This is a genomic window from Pseudomonas chlororaphis, from assembly GCA_001023535.1.
In the GTDB taxonomy this organism is placed as follows: Bacteria; Pseudomonadota; Gammaproteobacteria; order Pseudomonadales; family Pseudomonadaceae; genus Aquipseudomonas; species Aquipseudomonas chlororaphis_E.
The window spans coordinates 3204286-3220788 of record CP011020.1; the positions used below are offsets into that span (position 1 = coordinate 3204286).

At 64.0% G+C, this 16503-nt stretch carries 11 protein-coding genes; 7 read left to right on the forward strand and 4 right to left on the reverse strand.

The features are described from left to right. Positions 1 to 6: 6 nt before the first annotated feature. The 3 genes from VM99_14205 to VM99_14215 all read right to left on the reverse strand — a co-directional run bounded on the left by VM99_14205 (position 7) and on the right by VM99_14215 (position 3917). Positions 7 to 207 carry a Na+-dependent transporter gene (locus tag VM99_14205; protein AKJ99165.1) on the reverse strand — a complete coding sequence of 67 codons (201 nt, stop codon included), beginning with the start codon at positions 205 to 207 and terminating at the stop codon, positions 7 to 9. After that, positions 197 to 2389 carry a fusaric acid resistance protein gene (locus VM99_14210; GenBank protein AKJ99166.1) on the reverse strand — a complete coding sequence of 731 codons (2193 nt, stop codon included), beginning with the start codon at positions 2387 to 2389 and terminating at the stop codon, positions 197 to 199. Before VM99_14210 ends, VM99_14205 begins: the two co-directional genes overlap by 11 nt. Positions 2390 to 2456: 67 nt before the next feature. After that, the gene (locus tag VM99_14215) at positions 2457 to 3917 is read right to left on the reverse strand and encodes an RND transporter (GenBank protein AKJ99167.1); all 1461 of its coding nucleotides are present in this window, start codon (positions 3915 to 3917) and stop codon (positions 2457 to 2459) included. A gap of 341 nt (positions 3918 to 4258) precedes the next feature. On the opposite strand from VM99_14215, the gene VM99_14220 reads away from it, so the two are divergent. Continuing rightward, positions 4259 to 5227: a LysR family transcriptional regulator gene (locus tag VM99_14220; GenBank protein AKJ99168.1), complete on the forward strand. Its 969-nt coding sequence runs from the start codon at positions 4259 to 4261 to the stop codon at positions 5225 to 5227. 26 nt (positions 5228 to 5253) lie between these two features. On the opposite strand, the gene VM99_14225 is transcribed toward VM99_14220, so the two are convergent. Continuing rightward, on the reverse strand, positions 5254 to 5496 hold the full coding sequence (locus VM99_14225; protein ID AKJ99169.1) for a hypothetical protein: 243 nt from the start codon (positions 5494 to 5496) through the stop codon (positions 5254 to 5256). A gap of 301 nt (positions 5497 to 5797) precedes the next feature. Between VM99_14225 and VM99_14230 the strand changes: the two genes are divergently transcribed. The 6 genes from VM99_14230 to VM99_14255 all read left to right on the forward strand — a co-directional run bounded on the left by VM99_14230 (position 5798) and on the right by VM99_14255 (position 16409). Then, on the forward strand, positions 5798 to 6955 hold the full coding sequence (locus VM99_14230; protein AKJ99170.1) for an RND transporter MFP subunit: 1158 nt from the start codon (positions 5798 to 5800) through the stop codon (positions 6953 to 6955). After that, a complete protein-coding gene (locus VM99_14235) occupies positions 6952 to 10050 on the forward strand; it encodes an acriflavine resistance protein B (GenBank protein ID AKJ99171.1) in 3099 nt (1032 codons plus the stop codon). Before VM99_14230 ends, VM99_14235 begins: the two co-directional genes overlap by 4 nt. Before the next feature lie 9 nt (positions 10051 to 10059). Continuing rightward, complete coding sequence (locus tag VM99_14240; protein ID AKK01759.1) at positions 10060 to 10734, forward strand: transcriptional regulator; 675 nt, start codon at positions 10060 to 10062, stop codon at positions 10732 to 10734. Then, complete coding sequence (locus tag VM99_14245; protein ID AKJ99172.1) at positions 10709 to 12088, forward strand: histidine kinase; 1380 nt, start codon at positions 10709 to 10711, stop codon at positions 12086 to 12088. The genes VM99_14240 and VM99_14245 overlap by 26 nt, the downstream gene beginning before the upstream one ends. Positions 12089 to 12325: 237 nt before the next feature. Beyond that, positions 12326 to 13822 carry a deoxyribonuclease gene (locus VM99_14250; GenBank protein ID AKJ99173.1) on the forward strand — a complete coding sequence of 499 codons (1497 nt, stop codon included), beginning with the start codon at positions 12326 to 12328 and terminating at the stop codon, positions 13820 to 13822. A 1381-nt stretch (positions 13823 to 15203) separates the two neighbouring features. Further along, complete coding sequence (locus tag VM99_14255) at positions 15204 to 16409, forward strand: transposase (protein ID AKJ99174.1); 1206 nt, start codon at positions 15204 to 15206, stop codon at positions 16407 to 16409. Positions 16410 to 16503 lie beyond the last annotated feature (94 nt).

Below are 16503 nucleotides of genomic sequence, written 5' to 3' on the forward strand. Positions count from 1 at the left end.
TCGATCTCAACGGTAGACCGTCAGCGCCAACGCGCCGAACAGACAGGTAAACAGACTCAGGCGCAGCAGCGCCGGGTGCCAGAAGAAGCGGTACAGATCCAGCCCGGACAGGAAACGGTCCAGGGCCCAGGCCAAGGCGGCGGCGATGAAAAACATCAGGGTCATGGTCGGCATGTACACGCCATGGAAGGCGATCTCACGGGGCATGTTCAGGTTCCTGGCGCAGCGGCGGTGCGTAGGCCGCCAATGGTGATTGCGGGTCGAGCAGCGAGGTGCGGATGAAATGCAGGTAGCTTTTCACCCGCCGCAGGGCGGACGTGTCGAAGTGCGGCGCGAAGGGTTCGTCAGTGGCCTGCACGCGCCCGATGGCGTGATCGACCGCCGCCAGGGCCCGTTCCAGGTTGCTGTGGCCCGGCTGGCGGAACAGCCGCACCAGCGCCCTGCCCATCCCGCGGATCGCCTGGCGCCACGGCTGGCTTTCGGCATACGCCGGGTGCACCGGCAGGATCGCCTGCTCCTTGCGCAACTCGATGATCGCGTGGCCGACTTCCAGCACCACGAACATCCAGCGCAGCAGATCACGCTGCACCCCAGGCTGGCCCGCCGCCAAGCCATAGGCTTGGTGCAGCAGGTCCCGACTACGGCTTTCGAACCCCGAGGCCAGGCCCTTGAGCTTGCCGCTGATGGCGAACACCACTTGCTCGCGCAAATCCTGTTCGAGCCGACGCCACAGCCAACGGCTATTGGGCGGCAGGATGATCGCGCCGGCGGCCGCGCACACCAGCATGCCGAGGATCATCGCCAGGTAATCGTTGATGAACGCGTAGGGGTTGTAGACGGTCAGATTGTCCGGCACCGAGCCGGTGCAGAAGAAGATCAGCAACCCCAGCCCGACGCCGGCGTACTGCGGTCGGGAACTGAGAAACGACCCCAGCATGATGACCGGCGCGAGCATCACGCAGAGCAGCGGGAAACCGTCGATCAGAGGAAACACGAAGAACATCTCGACGAAGCCGATCAACGCGCCAAGCAAAGTGCCGCAAGCCATCTGGAACGCCATGCGCTTGGGGTTCGGCGTCGCCGCCGACAAACCCACGGTAGCCGCGGCGATCATCGTCATCGTCGCGCCACTCGGCCAGGCCGTGGCCACCCAATAGCTGCCCAGCACCAACAGGATGAAGGCGGCGCGAAACCCCGAGGCGGCCGCCGCCAGGCCATTGGTCTGGGGCACGAACGGCTCGTCCCAGCGCTCACGTTCGTGACGGTGGTCGGCCAGGGAGGCGTGGGTCAGGGCATAACCGTGCAGGTCATCGACAAAGCGGTAGAGCAGTTCATAAGCCGTATGGAAATCCAACTGCTGGGCGTCACTCGGCGCCGTTTCCTGGAACAGCGCCCGCAGCCGCCGCACCTGCGCCGGCAGGTCGGCCTTGTACTCGGCCAGCGCCACCGCCAGCCGCGCCGCATCGGTGTCGGTCAGCGGCCGGCCACTGAAACCGTCCAGCCGTTCCGCCAGCGTCTGCAAGCCCGGCTTGATGGCATTCACCACGTGATCGGCGGCGCTGCCACACAGGCGTTCGAGCAACTGGTGCAAGACGTTGAAGCGGGTGGTGATGCCCATGAATTCGCTGTTCAGGCGACTGAGCCGGCCATTGCGGCGGCGCATGTGCGGGTCTTCGAACACGGTCACACTGCGCAGGCTTTCCAGGCCGACAGCTTCGGCGATGAAGCGCACATTGCCGGCTTCGAATGCCTCCCGCCGGCTGCGTCCGCGCAAGCCATCGGTGACGAACAGGGCAAACACGCCGAAGCGCTGGTACAAGGCATTGCGCATGGCGGCGCTGGCGGTCTGCGGCAGGATCGCGGCGCTGACTAGGGTGGCGCAGAGAATTCCCAGGGAAATCTCCAGCACCCGCCACACCGCCGCCATGAACGCCCCTTCCGGGTGCGCCAGGGCGGGCAGGCCGATCATCGCGGCGGTGTAGCCGGCCAGTACGAAACCGTATGCACGAAAGTTGCGATAACGCGCCGCGCCGGCCGTGCAGAGACCGACCCAGAGCGTCAGGCTGCCGAGAAACAATTCGGTGTTCTGGGCGAACAGGGCAATCAACGCCACCATCACCGCCGAGCCGGCCAGGGTGCCGAGAAAGCGGTAGAAACTCTTGGCGAACACCTGGCCACTCTGCGGCTGCATGACGATGAACACGGTGATCATGGCCGTGCGCGGCTGTGGCAGTTCCAGGCGCATCGCCAACCACAGCGTGAGGAAGGCGGCCAGCAGGACCTTGAACATGTAGACCCAGGTCACCCCGTCGCTGCGGGCCCAGTCGTAGAAGCCGCGGCGCCATTCGAGGCGGTAGAGCCAGCGCAGGGAGGCAAATAACGGTGTCATAGGCAGCACTCAACCAAGGAAAACACTGCCCCTGTGGCAAGCGCCCTCGCCACGGTACGGTTCCAGTTCATTTCGCGGGCACATCACTACCGGCGCCGAGCCCGCCGCCCAGCGCCGTCACCAGGTCGGCGTGGGCACTCAGGCGCGCGGCCTCCACCTGCTGTTGCACCTGTTGCTGCTTGAACAACAGGCTCTGGGCGTTGAGCACGTTGAGGTAGTCGGTCAGCCCGCGCTGGAACGCCACCAGCGCAATGTCGTAGGTGCGTTGCGCCGCCGCCACGGACTCGGCGGCGAAAGCGTGTTGCTTGTCCATGGACTGGCGACGGATCAGCTGGTCGGAGATGCCCTTGAGCGCATTGACCAGCGTCTGGTTGTAATGCGCTACGGCCAGGTCATAGCCGGCGGCCGCCTCGCCCAACTGTGCGCGCAGGCGCCCACCCTCGAAAATCGGCAGCGAGATCGCCGGCCCGACGTTGTAGGTGAGCTTCTTGCCGGTGAGAAACTCCAGCATGCCACCGCCGGTGGCCATGTAGCCCAGGCTGCCCACCAGGTCGACATTGGGGTAGAACCCCGCGTGAGCCACGTCGATGCCCCGGGCCTGGGCCGCCACCTGCCAACGCCCCGCCACCACATCCGGACGCTGGCCGAGCAGGTCGGCGGGCAGTGCCGAGGGCAGTTTCAGGGGGGCGCCAAGGACCAGCGTCGGACGCTGCAACTGCGCGCCCGCACCCGGTCCCTTGCCCGCCAGCGCGGCCAATTGATTGCGACTCAAGGCAATGGCTTCGTCGATGGCGTCGAGTTGACGGTGAGTCTCGGGCAACGGCGCCTGGGCCTGGCTCACCTCGAAATGGGTGCCGATGCCGCCCTTCAGGCGTTTTTGCGCCAAGTCGAGAATCTGCTCCTGTTGGTGCAGCGTCGCGACGACGATATCCCGCTGGGCGTAGTGCAGGGACAACTGAATGTAGGCGTGCACGATGTTGTTCTGCAGTTCCAGTTGCGCCTGCCGCGCCTCGGCCACGCTCGCGTGGGCCAGGTCCACCGCCCGCTCGCTGGCGTTGCGCTCCCGGCCCCGCAGGTCCAGGGCATAGCTCAAGCCCAGGGCGGCATTGTTGTCCCAGGTGGTGGTATTGGCCAGCTCGCCAGGGCCGTAGAACTGATCGGTGGGCCAGTTGTGACGCTTGAGGGTCGCTTCGCCGTTGACCTGCAGCGACTCGGCGGCCTCGACCACACCGGCCATGGCCTTGGCCTGTCGAACCCGGGCCGCGGCCATCGCCAGGCTCGGGTTGCCTTGCAGGGCCAGGTCGATCCAGCGATCCAACTGCCGATCGCCATAAGCCTGCCACCACTGGCGTTCGGGCCAGTGGGCATCGCGGGCGGCTTCGCGAATGGCGGCATCGGTGGCCAGTTGATCGGCCGGCATGGCCTCGCCCCGCGGCGCAATCCCTCCCGTACCGATGCAACCGCTGATGGTGAACGCCAGAACCCAAACACTGAGAGTCTTCAGCTCTCTGCTGATGCAACGCGGCACTTGCGAAAATATCCTGAGATGGGCATGACAGAAGGAAGGTAGTTGCCTGTTACCGCCAAACCTGTGGGAGCGAGCTTGCTCGCGATGAAGGCGTCACAGTCAGCTTCTTTACAAGCTGACACTCCGCTATCGCGAGCAAGCTCGCTCCCACAGCAAGCCCGGGCTCAAGACCTCGGTGTAAGGCGCTGCAACAGTGGAGGCAATTCTAGGTACGAGGCTCATCGGCGATAAGCCGACCTTTCTGCGAATCTTTGTTACCGTTAACGCGATAATCCCATCGTCGGGGTCCCGTAGCGCTGTAACTTCATGTCACAATTTGCTACCTCCCAAGAGAGCCCTCCATGGACACCTTGCAAAACATGCGCGCGTTCAGCTGTGTTGCCGAAGCTGGCAGTTTCACCGCTGCCGCCGCGCAACTGGACACCACCACGGCCAACGTTTCGCGCGCGGTTTCCAACCTCGAAGCCCACCTGCAAACCCGCTTGCTCAACCGCACCACCCGACGGATTGCCCTGACCGAGGCGGGTAAGCGCTACTTGCTGCGTTGCGAGCAGATCCTGGCGTATGTGGAAGAAGCCGAAGCCGAGGCCAGCGATGCCCACGCGCGCCCCGCCGGGCAGTTGAAGGTCCACACCATGACCGGTATCGGCCAGCATTTCGTGATCGACGCCATTGCCCGCTACCGCAAGACCCATCCGGACGTCACGTTCGACCTGACCCTGGCCAACCGGGTGCCGGACATCCTCGACGAGGGCTACGACGTGTCCATCGTGCTCGCCAGCGAGCTGCCGGATTCGGGTTTTGTCTCCCAGCGCCTGGGGATCACCTACAGCATCGTCTGCGCGTCCCCGGCCTACGTGAAGGCCAGCGGCTGCCCACAAAAGCCCAGCGACCTGCTCAACCACGCCTGCCTGAGGCTGGTCAGCCCGGTCATTCCGCTGGAAAAATGGGTGTTCGACGGCCCGGAAGGCCAGGAAATGGTCACCATCAACAGCTCACCGTTCCTGGTGAATTCTGCCGACGCGATGAAAACCGCGATCATCAGCGGCATGGGGATCGGGGTGTTGCCGGTGTACGCCGCCATCGAAGGCCTGCGTAACGGCACGCTGGTGCGGGTCATGCCCAACTACCGCTCCCAGGAACTGAACCTCTACGCCATCTACCCTTCACGCCAATACCTGGACGCGAAGATCAAGACCTGGGTCGAATACCTGCGCGGCTCGTTGCCGGAAATCCTGGCGGCGCACCAGGCCGAGCTCACGGCCTATGAATTGAGTGGCAGCCTGGCGGGCGCACGGGCGGTGAACTGAAACCGCTCGTGCTCAACAGAGGCGGCTCAGCGCTTGCCCATCGAGCGACGCGTGCCGGGAGGCGCGGCGCCCGGGGTCTTGGTGTGGCCGCTCTTCGCGCCGTTCTTGTACCACGGCTGTTGCGCGGCCCCTTTGGCCGCGGCCAACTCGCCGGGCTTGAACGGAAACTTGAAGGCCGGGATCGCCGCCTTGTCGCGCTCGGCGCTGGGAACATCGCTGTCAGGCCGCTCGGCCTGGTCGTCGGCGAGCGACGGTGTCGGGGAAGTCATGTCAATGTGTTCACTTGAGGTGGGACATCAATCCGTGGCGAGGGAGCTTGCTCCCGCTGGGCTGCGCAGCAGCCCCACAATAGGTGCGTGTCGGGGCGGTTGAGCGAGCCACGAAAGCGCGCAGTATACCCGCCCGCCACGGCAATGCATCGGGCAGATTCGATCAGCGTCACCACTCGTCCGACAGCCCCTTGGGACGAAACTGACGCGCCTGTCAGTTAGGCGTCACCTTCCTGACCGCCTCGCAACGCTATATAAGAGCGGTAGAAATCCCACCGTCCTGAACCGGCTCTTCGCATCCATGCACATCCAGAAAAAAACCGTCCTGCTCGTTGCGTTCCTGGTCGCCCTGGCGGCCCTGGTCTTCTGGTTGCTCATGAAGCCCGTCACCGCCAAGCCTGCCGCGCCCGCCGCCATTCCGGTGCGGGTGGTCAGCGTGGTGCAAAAGGATGTGCCGCGCTTTGCCAGCGGCATCGGCACGGTGCTGTCGCTGCACAGCGTGGTCATTCGTCCGCAGATCGACGGCATCCTGACCCGCCTGCTGGTCAAGGAAGGGCAACGGGTGCAAAAAGGCGACCTGCTGGCGACCATCGACGACCGCTCGATCCGCGCCAGCCTCGACCAGGCCAGGGCCCAGCTCGGCGAGAGCCAGGCTCAACTGGCGGTGGCCCAGGTCAATCTCAAGCGCTACAAGCTGCTGAGCGTCGACGACGGCGTGTCGAAGCAGACCTACGACCAGCAACAGGCTTTGGTCAATCAGCTCAAGGCCACGGCCCAGGGCAACCAGGCGGCCATCGACGCGGCCACGGTGCAGTTGTCCTACACCCAGATCCGTTCCCCGGTGACCGGGCGCGTCGGCATCCGCAACGTCGACGAAGGCAACTTCCTGCGCACCAGCGACACCGAAGGCCTGTTCACGGTGACCCAGATCGACCCGATCGCGGTGGAGTTCTCCCTGCCCCAGCAAATGCTGCCCACCCTGCAACGCTTGATCGCCGCGCCCGACCAGGCCCTGGTCCAGGCGTTCATCGGCGCCGATGCCACGACCGGGGAACTGCTCGGCGAGGGTCGGCTGAGCCTGATCGACAACCAGATCAACGCCAACACTGGAACGCTGCGGGCCAAGGCTGAGTTCAGCAACGCCGCGCAACGGCTGTGGCCAGGGCAACTGGTGACCCTGAAGATCCAAACCACGGTCGACAAGGACGCCCTGGTGGTGCCGCCGACCGTGGTCCAGCGCGGGCTGGAGCAACACTTCGTGTACCGGGTCAAGGGCGATACGGTGGAGAGCGTGCCGGTGGTGATGGTCCATCAGGACAGCGACCTGAACATCATCAAGGGCGTGAACCCCGGCGACCAACTGGTCAGCGACGGCCAATCACGGCTCAAGCCCGGCAGCCACATCCAGGTGCTCAGTGACCCACCGGCCCTGGCCAAGTCCGCGGAGCCGCAACCATGAAGGGCCGCGGCTCGATTTCGACGTGGTGCATCAACCACCCGATCGCCACGGTGCTGCTGACATTCGCCCTGGTCCTGCTGGGGCTGATCGCGTTTCCCCGCTTGCCCGTCGCGCCGTTGCCGGAGGCGGAGTTCCCGACCATCCAGGTCAACGCCCAGCTACCCGGCGCCAGCCCGGAAACCATGGCGTCGTCGGTGGCGACACCGCTGGAGGTGCAATTCAGCGCCATCCCCGGCATCACCCAGATGACCTCCAGCAGCGCCTTGGGCTCGACCAACCTGATCCTGCAATTCAGCCTCGGCAAAAGCATCGACACCGCCGCCCAGGAAGTGCAGGCGGCCATCAACACCGCCGCCGGCAAACTGCCCAACGACATGCCGAACCTGCCGACCTGGCGCAAGGTCAACCCGGCCGACAGCCCCGTGCTGATCCTCAGCATCAGCTCCACCCTGATGCCCGGTACCGAGCTGAGCGACTACGTTGAAACGCTTCTTGCCCGTCAGATCAGCCAGATCGATGGCGTAGGACAAGTCAACATCACCGGCCAGCAACGCCCGGCGATCCGGGTCCAGGCCTCGGCCGACCGGCTCGCCGCCATCGGCCTGACCCTGGCCGACATCCGCCTGTCGCTGCAACAGGCCAGCCTCAACCTGGCCAAGGGCGCCCTGTACGGTGAATCGAGCATTTCCACCCTGTCCACCAACGACCAGCTGTTCCAGCCCGAGGAATACCGTGAGCTGATCGTGTCCTACAAAAATGGCGCACCGGTGCACCTCAAGGACGTCGCCAAGGTCATCAGCGGCTCGGAAAACGCCTACGTCCAGGCCTGGTCCGACAACGAACCAGGGCTCAACCTGGTGATCTTCCGGCAGCCGGGGGCGAATATCGTCGAGACCGTCGACCGTATCCAGGCGGCCCTGCCGACCCTGCAAGCCATGTTGCCCGCCGCGATGCAGGTCAAGGTGCTGATCGACCGTACCCAGACCATCCGCGCCTCGCTGCACGAAGTGGAAATCACCCTGCTGATCACCGTGTTGCTGGTGGTGGCGGTCATGGCCCTGTTCCTGCGCCAGCTCTCGGCAACCCTGATTGTCTCGGCGGTGCTGGGGGTTTCGCTGACCGCCAGTTTCGCCCTGATGTACATCATGGGCTTCAGCCTGAACAACCTGACCCTGGTGGCGATCGTCATTTCGGTGGGCTTCGTGGTGGACGATGCGATCGTGGTGGTGGAGAACATTCACCGTCATCTTGAGGCCGGCGAAGGCATGCGCGAGGCGGCGATCAAGGGCGCCGGCGAGATCGGCTTCACGGTGGTGTCCATCAGCTTCTCGCTGATCGCCGCGTTCATCCCGCTGCTGTTCATGGGCGGCGTGGTCGGGCGGCTGTTCAAGGAATTTGCCCTGACGGCCACCTCCACCATCCTGATCTCGGTGGTGGTGTCGTTGACCCTGGCGCCGACCCTCGCCGCGCTGTTCATGCGCGCCCCGGTGCATCATGCCCACGGCAAGCCGGGTTTCGGCGAACGCCTGCTAGCCCGGTACGAACGCGGATTGCGGCGGGCCCTGGCTCACCAGAAGCTGATGATCGGCGTGTTCGGCCTGACCCTGGCGCTGGCCGTGGGCGGCTACGTGTTCATTCCCAAGGGCTTCTTCCCGGTCCAGGACACCGGCCTGGTGCTGGGCACCAGCGAGGCCGCCGCCGACGTGTCGTTCCCGGACATGGTCGCCAAGCACAAGGCCCTGGCCGACATCGTCGCCGCCGACCCGGCCGTGGCAACCTTTTCCCACTCCGTCGGCGTTTCGGGCAACAACCAGACCATCGCCAACGGCCGCTTCTGGATCGCCCTCAAGCCTCGGGACCAGCGGGATGTCTCGGCCAGCGGCTTCATCGACCGGATTCGCCCCAAGCTGCTGAAGATCCCCGGCGTGGTCCTGTACCTGCGAGCCGGGCAAGACATCAACTTAAGCTCCGGCCCCAGCCGTGCCCAGTATCAATACGTGCTCAAGAGCAACGACGGGCCGAGCCTCACGGCCTGGACCCAGAAGCTCACCGACAAATTGCGTGGCAACCCGGCGTTCCGCGACATCTCCAATGACTTGCAACCAGGTGGCAGCATCACTCACATCAACATCGACCGCAGTGCCGCCGCGCGCTTCGGCCTCACCGCCAGCGACGTCGACCAGGCCTTGTACGACGCCTTCGGCCAGCGGCAGATCAACGAGTTCCAGACCGAGACCAACCAGTACAACGTCATCCTGGAACTCGACACCGCACAACGCGGCAAGGCCGAGAGCCTGGCGTACTTCTACCTGCGCTCGCCCCTGAGCGGCGAGATGGTGCCGCTCTCGGCCCTGGCCCGCTTCGACGCACCGAGCAGCGGCCCGTTGTCGATTGCCCACGACGGCATGTTCCCGGCCGCCAACCTCTCGTTCAACCTCGCGCCGGGCGTGGCGTTGGGGGATGCGGTGTGGATGCTCGACCAGGCCAAGAACGAGATCGGCATGCCGGCCGCCATCACCGGCAACTTCCAGGGCGCGGCCCAGGCGTTCCAGAGTTCGCTGGCCAGCCAGCCGTGGCTGATCCTCGCCGCGCTGGTGGCGGTGTACATCATCCTCGGCGTGCTTTACGAGAGCTTCGTGCATCCGTTGACCATCATCTCCACCCTGCCCTCGGCGGGCCTCGGTGCGCTGATCATGCTCTGGCTGCTGGGCCAGGACTTTTCGATCATGGCCCTGATCGGCCTGGTCCTGCTGATCGGCATCGTCAAGAAAAACGGCATCCTGATGATCGACTTCGCCCTCGACGCCCAGCGCAACGGCGGGCTGTCCCCTCAGGAAGCGATCTTCCAGGCCTGCGTGACCCGCTTCCGGCCGATCATGATGACGACCTTGGCCGCCCTGCTCGGCGCCCTGCCGCTGATGCTCGGCTACGGCACTGGCGCGGAACTGCGCCAGCCATTGGGCATCGCCGTGGTGGGGGGCCTGCTGGTGAGCCAGGCGCTGACGCTGTTCACCACGCCGGTCATATACTTGTGGCTCGAGCGACTGTTCCATCGGCCCAAGCCAGCGCCGACGGCCCTGGCGACCACACACTGAGGCCGGCCCATGCGTGTCCTGATCATCGAAGACGAAGAAAAAACCGCCGACTACCTGCACCGCGGCTTGAGCGAACAGGGCTACACCGTGGACGTCGCGCCGGACGGCATAGAGGGCCTGCACCTGGCCCTGGAAACCGATTACGCGGTGATCGTGCTCGACGTGATGCTGCCGGGCCTGGACGGCTTCGGCGTGTTGCGGGCCTTGCGCGCCCGCAAGCAGACCCCGGTGATCATGCTGACCGCCCGGGAACGGGTCGAGGATCGCATCAAGGGGCTGCGCGACGGCGCCGATGACTACCTGGGCAAACCGTTCTCCTTCCTCGAACTGGTGGCCCGCCTGCAAGCCCTGACCCGCCGCAGCGGTGGCCACGAACCCGTGCAGGTGACCATCGCCGACCTGTGGATCGACCTGATCAGCCGCAAGGCCACACGGGCCGGGCAACGCCTGGACCTGACCGCCAAGGAGTTTTCCCTGCTCAGCGTCCTGGCCCGTCGCCAGGGCGAGATCCTGTCGAAAACCGCCATTGCCGAAATGGTCTGGGACATCAATTTCGACAGCGACGCCAACGTGGTCGAAGTGGCGATCAAGCGCCTGCGCGCCAAGCTCGACGGGCCGTTCGAGCAGAAGCTGCTGCACACGATCCGCGGCATGGGCTATGTGCTGGAGAGCCGCAGTGAGTAACAGCCTCGCCCTGCGCCTGAGCGGGATGTTCACGCTGGTGGCGGCGTTGGTGTTCCTGTTGATCGGCGGCGCGCTGTACCAGCAGGTTGCCAAGGGCCTGGGCCTGTTGCCGGAAGCCGAACTCGATGCGCGCTACAGCGTGCTCGAATCCACGGTGGGCCGCTACGGCACCCCCGAACACTGGGTGAAGATCAATAACAAGCTGCGGTTGCTGGGCGAAGAAGACAAACGCATCCATTTCTGGATCGTCAGCGGCGACCCACGCTTCGAGTACGGCAACCCGGATGCGCAGATCCGCGCCTTCGCCGAGGGGCCGCTGGGCAAGCGCGACTTGAAGCTGCCTCACCGCCCCTATCCGATGAAAGTGCTGGTCAGTCAGTTCCCGGCCAAGGACCAACGCCCACCGTTGCGCTTCATGATCGGCATCGACACCGAGACGTTCTACCAGACCCAGCACCGTCTGCTGGTGGCGCTGGTGAGCCTGGCCATCGTCGGCGTGCTGCTGGCATCCCTGCTGGGGTATTGGGTGGCGCGGATCGGCCTCAAGCCCTTGATCAAGTTGTCCGACGAAGCCCAGCGCCTGACGCCGCCGCGCCTGTCCGGGCGCTTGCAACTGACGCCATTGCCGCCGGAGCTGAGTCAGTTCGTCAGCTCCTTCAACGCCACCCTCGACCGGGTCGAACTGGCCTACTCGCGGCTCGAATCGTTCAACGCCGATGTCGCCCACGAACTGCGTTCCCCGCTGACCAACCTGATCGGCCAGACCCAGGTGGCGTTGACCCGCGGGCGCTCGGCCGAACATTACTTCGAAGTGCTGCAGTCAAACCTCGAAGAGCTGGAACGGCTGCGCTCGATCATCAACGACATGCTGTTCCTCGCCAGCGCCGACCAGGGCAGCAAGGCCACCAAGCTGACCAGCACCTCCCTGGCCAGCGAAGTGGCGACCACCCTCGACTACCTGGACTTCATCCTGGAAGACGCCCAGGTCCAGGTTCGGGTCAGCGGCGACGCCCAGGCCAACATCGAGATCGCCCACCTGCGCCGGGCGCTGATCAACCTGCTGAGCAATGCCGTGCAGCACACCGCTGCCGGACAGGTCATCGACGTGCGCATCGAGGTCCAGGCCGACCAGATCACCCTGGCCGTCACCAACCCCGGCGAGCCGATTGCCGGTGAACACCTGCCGCGCCTGTTCGAACGCTTCTACCGGGTCGATGCCTCGCGCAGCAACAGCGGCGCCAACCACGGATTGGGGCTGGCGATCGTCAAGGCCATCGCCCTGATGCATGGCGGCGACGTGTTCGTGCGCAGCGAGCGGGGGGCCAACACCTTCGGGATCCGCTTGCCCGCCTGACGTTCCACACGTCGCATCCCAACGGCCTTTTGCCCATTGAATGCTGGGCGAAAGGCAATTGAATCAGAATCAGGCGATCACGGCCTGGGACATCGGCGAACGGGTGATTACGCAGAGATGGATTGCCCGCCCTCACCGATCCAAGCACAATCAGCAAAAGGCCAGCATACGGCTCATTTGCCAGCCGTGTGCCCTTTGGGATGGATCCCCGCCACAAACAATGCAGACACTGTAACCATGAGCACGAGCAGTGCGACACCCGGCAATACCCTGTTTTCGATACGCTCGGAACGGGCACTCGTTTTCGCCAGCTCGCTGGTGGTCACGGCCATCCTGAGCATCGTGACGTTCCTGCTGATTCGCGAACATACCAGCGCACAACTGGCCGCTACCCGCGCGGCCACCAACATCGTGCAACTGATCGACGCCGACGTGCTGCGCAACGTCGAGCTCTATGACCTGTCGCTACAAGGCCTGATCAGCACGGCCAAGCGCAGTGACCTCATCGGGGTGTCGCCGGCGATTCGTCACCTGGCCCTGTTCGACCGCGCCACCGCCGCGCCCTACAAGGGCGACATCCTGCTGCTCGACAGGCGCGGTGACGTGATCGCCGACTCCGCCTCGGTCATCCCGCGCCAGGGCAATTACGCCGACCGGGAATATTTTCGCGTGCACCTCGACGACCCGAGCCTGGGCATGATGATCAGCCGTCCGTTTCGCTCCAGGAGTGTCGCCCAGGACTGGCGCATCAGCTTCAGCTATCGATTGAACGATGAACAGGGTGAGTTCATGGGCGTGGCCGAGGCCGGGATGCGCTTGAACTACTTCAGCCAGCTGTTCAAGAGCCTGAACATTGGCCACGGCAGCACGGTGAACCTGATCAGCCGCGACGGGATCCTGCTGGCACAGGAGCCGCCCCTGGCCGACGACATGATCGGCAAGGACTTCAGCAACCGACCGAACTTCGTGCGCATCCTGAAGGAAGGCAATGGCAGTTTTACCAGCGTGTCCAGCGTCGACCAGAGCACGCGCCTGTACACCTTTTCCCAGGTGGGCAACCTGCCGTTGATTGTCGTGGTGGCGTTGTCGTCCCAGGAAGTGTTCGCCTCGTGGAAACGCACGGCGTTGATGGTCAGCGGCGCGACCGGCGCGCTGTGCATCGCCTTGCTCTGGCTCACCTGGCTGCTACGTCGCGAATTGCGCCGCCGCCATCGGGCCGAGCGGAACCTGGCACAACTGGCGTCGATCGACGCCCTGACCGGCCTGGCCAACCGCCGGACCCTGGATGTGAAACTGCATCAGGAGTGGCTGCGTTCCCAGCGCTCGGGGCAACCGCTGTCGGTCATGATGATCGATGCCGACCACTTCAAGGCCTACAACGATCGCCACGGCCACCAAGGCGGGGACGAAGCCCTGCGAAGCCTCGCCCAGCTCATCGACGAACACGTCCGTCGCCCCGCCGACCTCGCCGCGCGCTATGGGGGTGAAGAGTTCGCGGTGGTGGTTCCGGAAACCACCACCGCCGGCGCCTTCACCATGGCCCAGAATATCCGCCAGGCCGTTGAACAACTGCCGCCTCCCGTCCCGGGAGAAGCCCCGATGACCGTCAGCATCGGCATCGCCACCTGGGCCAAAGGACCGTACAGCGACCTCGAACAACTCCTGGTCGCCGCCGACAAGGCGCTGTACCAAGCCAAGGCCAGCGGCCGCAACCGCGTCGTGTGCGCCATGTAATCCCCGCCCTCTCTACATCTGGACAACCGTGGCCAGGGAGCTTGCTCCCTCGCCACGAAAACCCGCTCACACCAAACCTCCGTGGCGAGGGGATTTATCCCCGTTGGACTGCGCAGCAGGCCCAAAAAAGATCAATGAGATATGCCTGATGCACCCAGGCGCCTGCTCCAGGGGGCCGCTTCGCAGCCCAACGGGGATAAATCCCCTCGCCACAAAAGCGTTCGCCACAGTCCCTCATTTACATAATGGGCAACCACACAACCGTGGCGAGGGAGCTTGCTCCCGTTGGACTGCGCAGCAGGCCCAAAAAGATCAATGTGGTACGCCTGATACACCCAGGCGCCTGCCCCAGGGGCCGCTTCGCAGCCCAGCGGGAGCAAGCTCCCTCGCCACAAAAACAAGCTCACACCGCCCCCCTGTGGCGAGGGGATTTATCCCCGATGGACTGCGCAGCAGGCCCAAAAAGATCAATGCGGTGCGCCTGATACACCCAGGCGCCTGCTCCAGGGGGGGCCGCTTCGTAGCCCAGCGGGAGCAAGCTCCCTCGCCACGAAAACCCGCTCACACCAAACCTCTGTGGCGAGGGGATTTATCCCCGTTGGACTGCGCAGCAGGCCCAAAAAAGATCAATGAGATATGCCTGATACACCCAGGCGCCTGCTCCAGGGGGGCCGCTTCGCAGCCCATCGGGGATAAATCCCCTCGCCACAAAAGCGCTCGCCACAGTCCCTCACTTGCATAATGGGCAACCACACAACCGTGGCGAGGGAGCTTGCTCCCGCTGGACTGCGCAGCAGGCCCAAAAAAGATCAATGCGGTGCGCCTGATACACCCAGGCGCCTGCTCCAGGGGCCGCTTCGCAGCCCAGCGGGAGCAAGCTCCCTCGCCACAAAAACAAGCTCACACCGCCCCCCTGTGGCGAGGGGATTTATCCCCGATGGACTGCGCAGCAGGCCCAAAAAGATCAATGCGGTGCGCCTGATACACCCAGGCGCCTGCTCCAGGGGGGGCCGCTTCGCAGCCCAGCGGGAGCAAGCTCCCTCGCCACAAAAACAAGCTCACACAAGCCCCTGTGGCGAGGGGATTTATCCCCGTTGGACTGCGCAGCAGGCCCAAAAAAGATCAATGCGATATGCCTGATACACCCAGGCGCCTGCTCCAGAGAGGGCCGCTTCGCAGCCCAGCGGGAGCAAGCTCCCTCGCCACGAAAACCCGCTCACACTGAACCTCTGTGCGATGGGGTTTATCCGAAACGGTCCCTTGATAAACAACCGGCATAAAAAAAGGTTCTTCACGGAATCCCGGGAAACACAGAAACAAGAACGCCGATTTGATTGATGATGTTCGTGCGAGCAAACACATCTAACAAACCGGCGTTCTTATGCGCGATATTAATACTTTCCTTCCTTTTTGGGAGGGCTTTTCTGTCGTCACGATCAAGCCTGATGGCGACGATCTACAAATCGATCTGATTCCCCATCCCACCCGATTCCCATCCTGCGGCGGGTGCCAGAAACCCTGTTCAACCACTCATGAGTATTGCGAGCGTACCGTTCGTGACCTGCCGATTCTCGGTCGTGCGGTACGCCTGAGCGTGTTGCTCAGGCGGGTGGGCTGTCGTGACTGCGGTAAACGCATGGAGGCCGTCAGTTGGCTGGACCGCTATGCCCGCATGACGCGCCGTTTGGCCGAGGCGGTCATTCAGGCCTGCGAACGCCTCCCCACACTGCACGTGGCTCAACTGTTCGGGCTGCATTGGGACACCGTTCGGTTGCTGGAGCGTCGAGCCTTGCAAGCGGCGTTGAGCGTTTTGCCAAAGGCGCAACCGCGACGCCTGGTGATGGACGAGTTCGCCCTGTTCAAAGGTCATCGTTACGCCAGCGTGGTCCTGGATGCGGACACACGACGCGTGCTGTGGATCGGTGAAGGCCGCAGCCGAGCGGCGGTCAGGCCTTTCTTCGAAGAACTGGGACCCGAGGGTTGTGCTCGCATCGAAGCGGTGGCGATGGACATGAACACCGCTTTTGACCTGGAGGTTCGCCAGCACTGTCCCAACGCGCGAGTGGTCTACGACCTTTTCCATGTGGTGGCCAAATATGGCCGAGAGGTGATTGATCGGGTCCGCGTCGACGAGGCTAACCGGTTGCGTCACGACAAGCCTGCCCGCAAGGTCATCAAGCAGGCGCGATGGCTGTTGCTGCGCAATCCGCAGAACTTGAAAACACCGGAGCAACAGGTCCGCCTGGAGGATCTGCTGGCGGCCAACCAAGCGTTGATGACGGTCTATTTGATGAAGGCTGAACTCAAAACACTCTGGACGCCGAGTACTGCCTGGGGTTGGCGAGCGGCCTGGAAGCAATGGCTGCGTCATGCGCATGAAAGCGAAATACCGGCTCTGATCCAGTTCGCCAAACGGCTAAAGGGTTACTGGCGGGGCATCGTGAGCCGGGTTCGCTGGCCGATGCACACCGGTCAGTTGGAAGGAATAAACAATCGAATAAAGGTCATCAAGCGGATGGCGTACGGTTACCGGGATAGCGAATTCTTTTTCATGAAGATCAAGAGCGTCTTTCCCGGCAATCCGTGATGAACCTTTTTTTTCTGCCCGACACCGCGCTCGGGCGCAATCGTTCCCCCTTCGCTCACGTGTGCCAAAGGATCGACGGAGCCAATTGAACGTT

Coding starts and splice junctions, on each gene's coding strand:
- VM99_14205 (AKJ99165.1), bottom strand. CDS start 207: ATGCCCCGTGAGATCGCCTTCCATGGCGTGTACATGCCGACCATGACC.
- VM99_14210 (AKJ99166.1), bottom strand. CDS start 2,389: ATGACACCGTTATTTGCCTCCCTGCGCTGGCTCTACCGCCTCGAATGG.
- VM99_14220 (AKJ99168.1), top strand. CDS start 4,259: ATGGACACCTTGCAAAACATGCGCGCGTTCAGCTGTGTTGCCGAAGCT.
- VM99_14225 (AKJ99169.1), bottom strand. CDS start 5,496: ATGACTTCCCCGACACCGTCGCTCGCCGACGACCAGGCCGAGCGGCCT.
- VM99_14230 (AKJ99170.1), top strand. CDS start 5,798: ATGCACATCCAGAAAAAAACCGTCCTGCTCGTTGCGTTCCTGGTCGCC.
- VM99_14235 (AKJ99171.1), top strand. CDS start 6,952: ATGAAGGGCCGCGGCTCGATTTCGACGTGGTGCATCAACCACCCGATC.
- VM99_14240 (AKK01759.1), top strand. CDS start 10,060: ATGCGTGTCCTGATCATCGAAGACGAAGAAAAAACCGCCGACTACCTG.
- VM99_14245 (AKJ99172.1), top strand. CDS start 10,709: ATGTGCTGGAGAGCCGCAGTGAGTAACAGCCTCGCCCTGCGCCTGAGC.
- VM99_14250 (AKJ99173.1), top strand. CDS start 12,326: ATGAGCACGAGCAGTGCGACACCCGGCAATACCCTGTTTTCGATACGC.
- VM99_14255 (AKJ99174.1), top strand. CDS start 15,204: ATGCGCGATATTAATACTTTCCTTCCTTTTTGGGAGGGCTTTTCTGTC.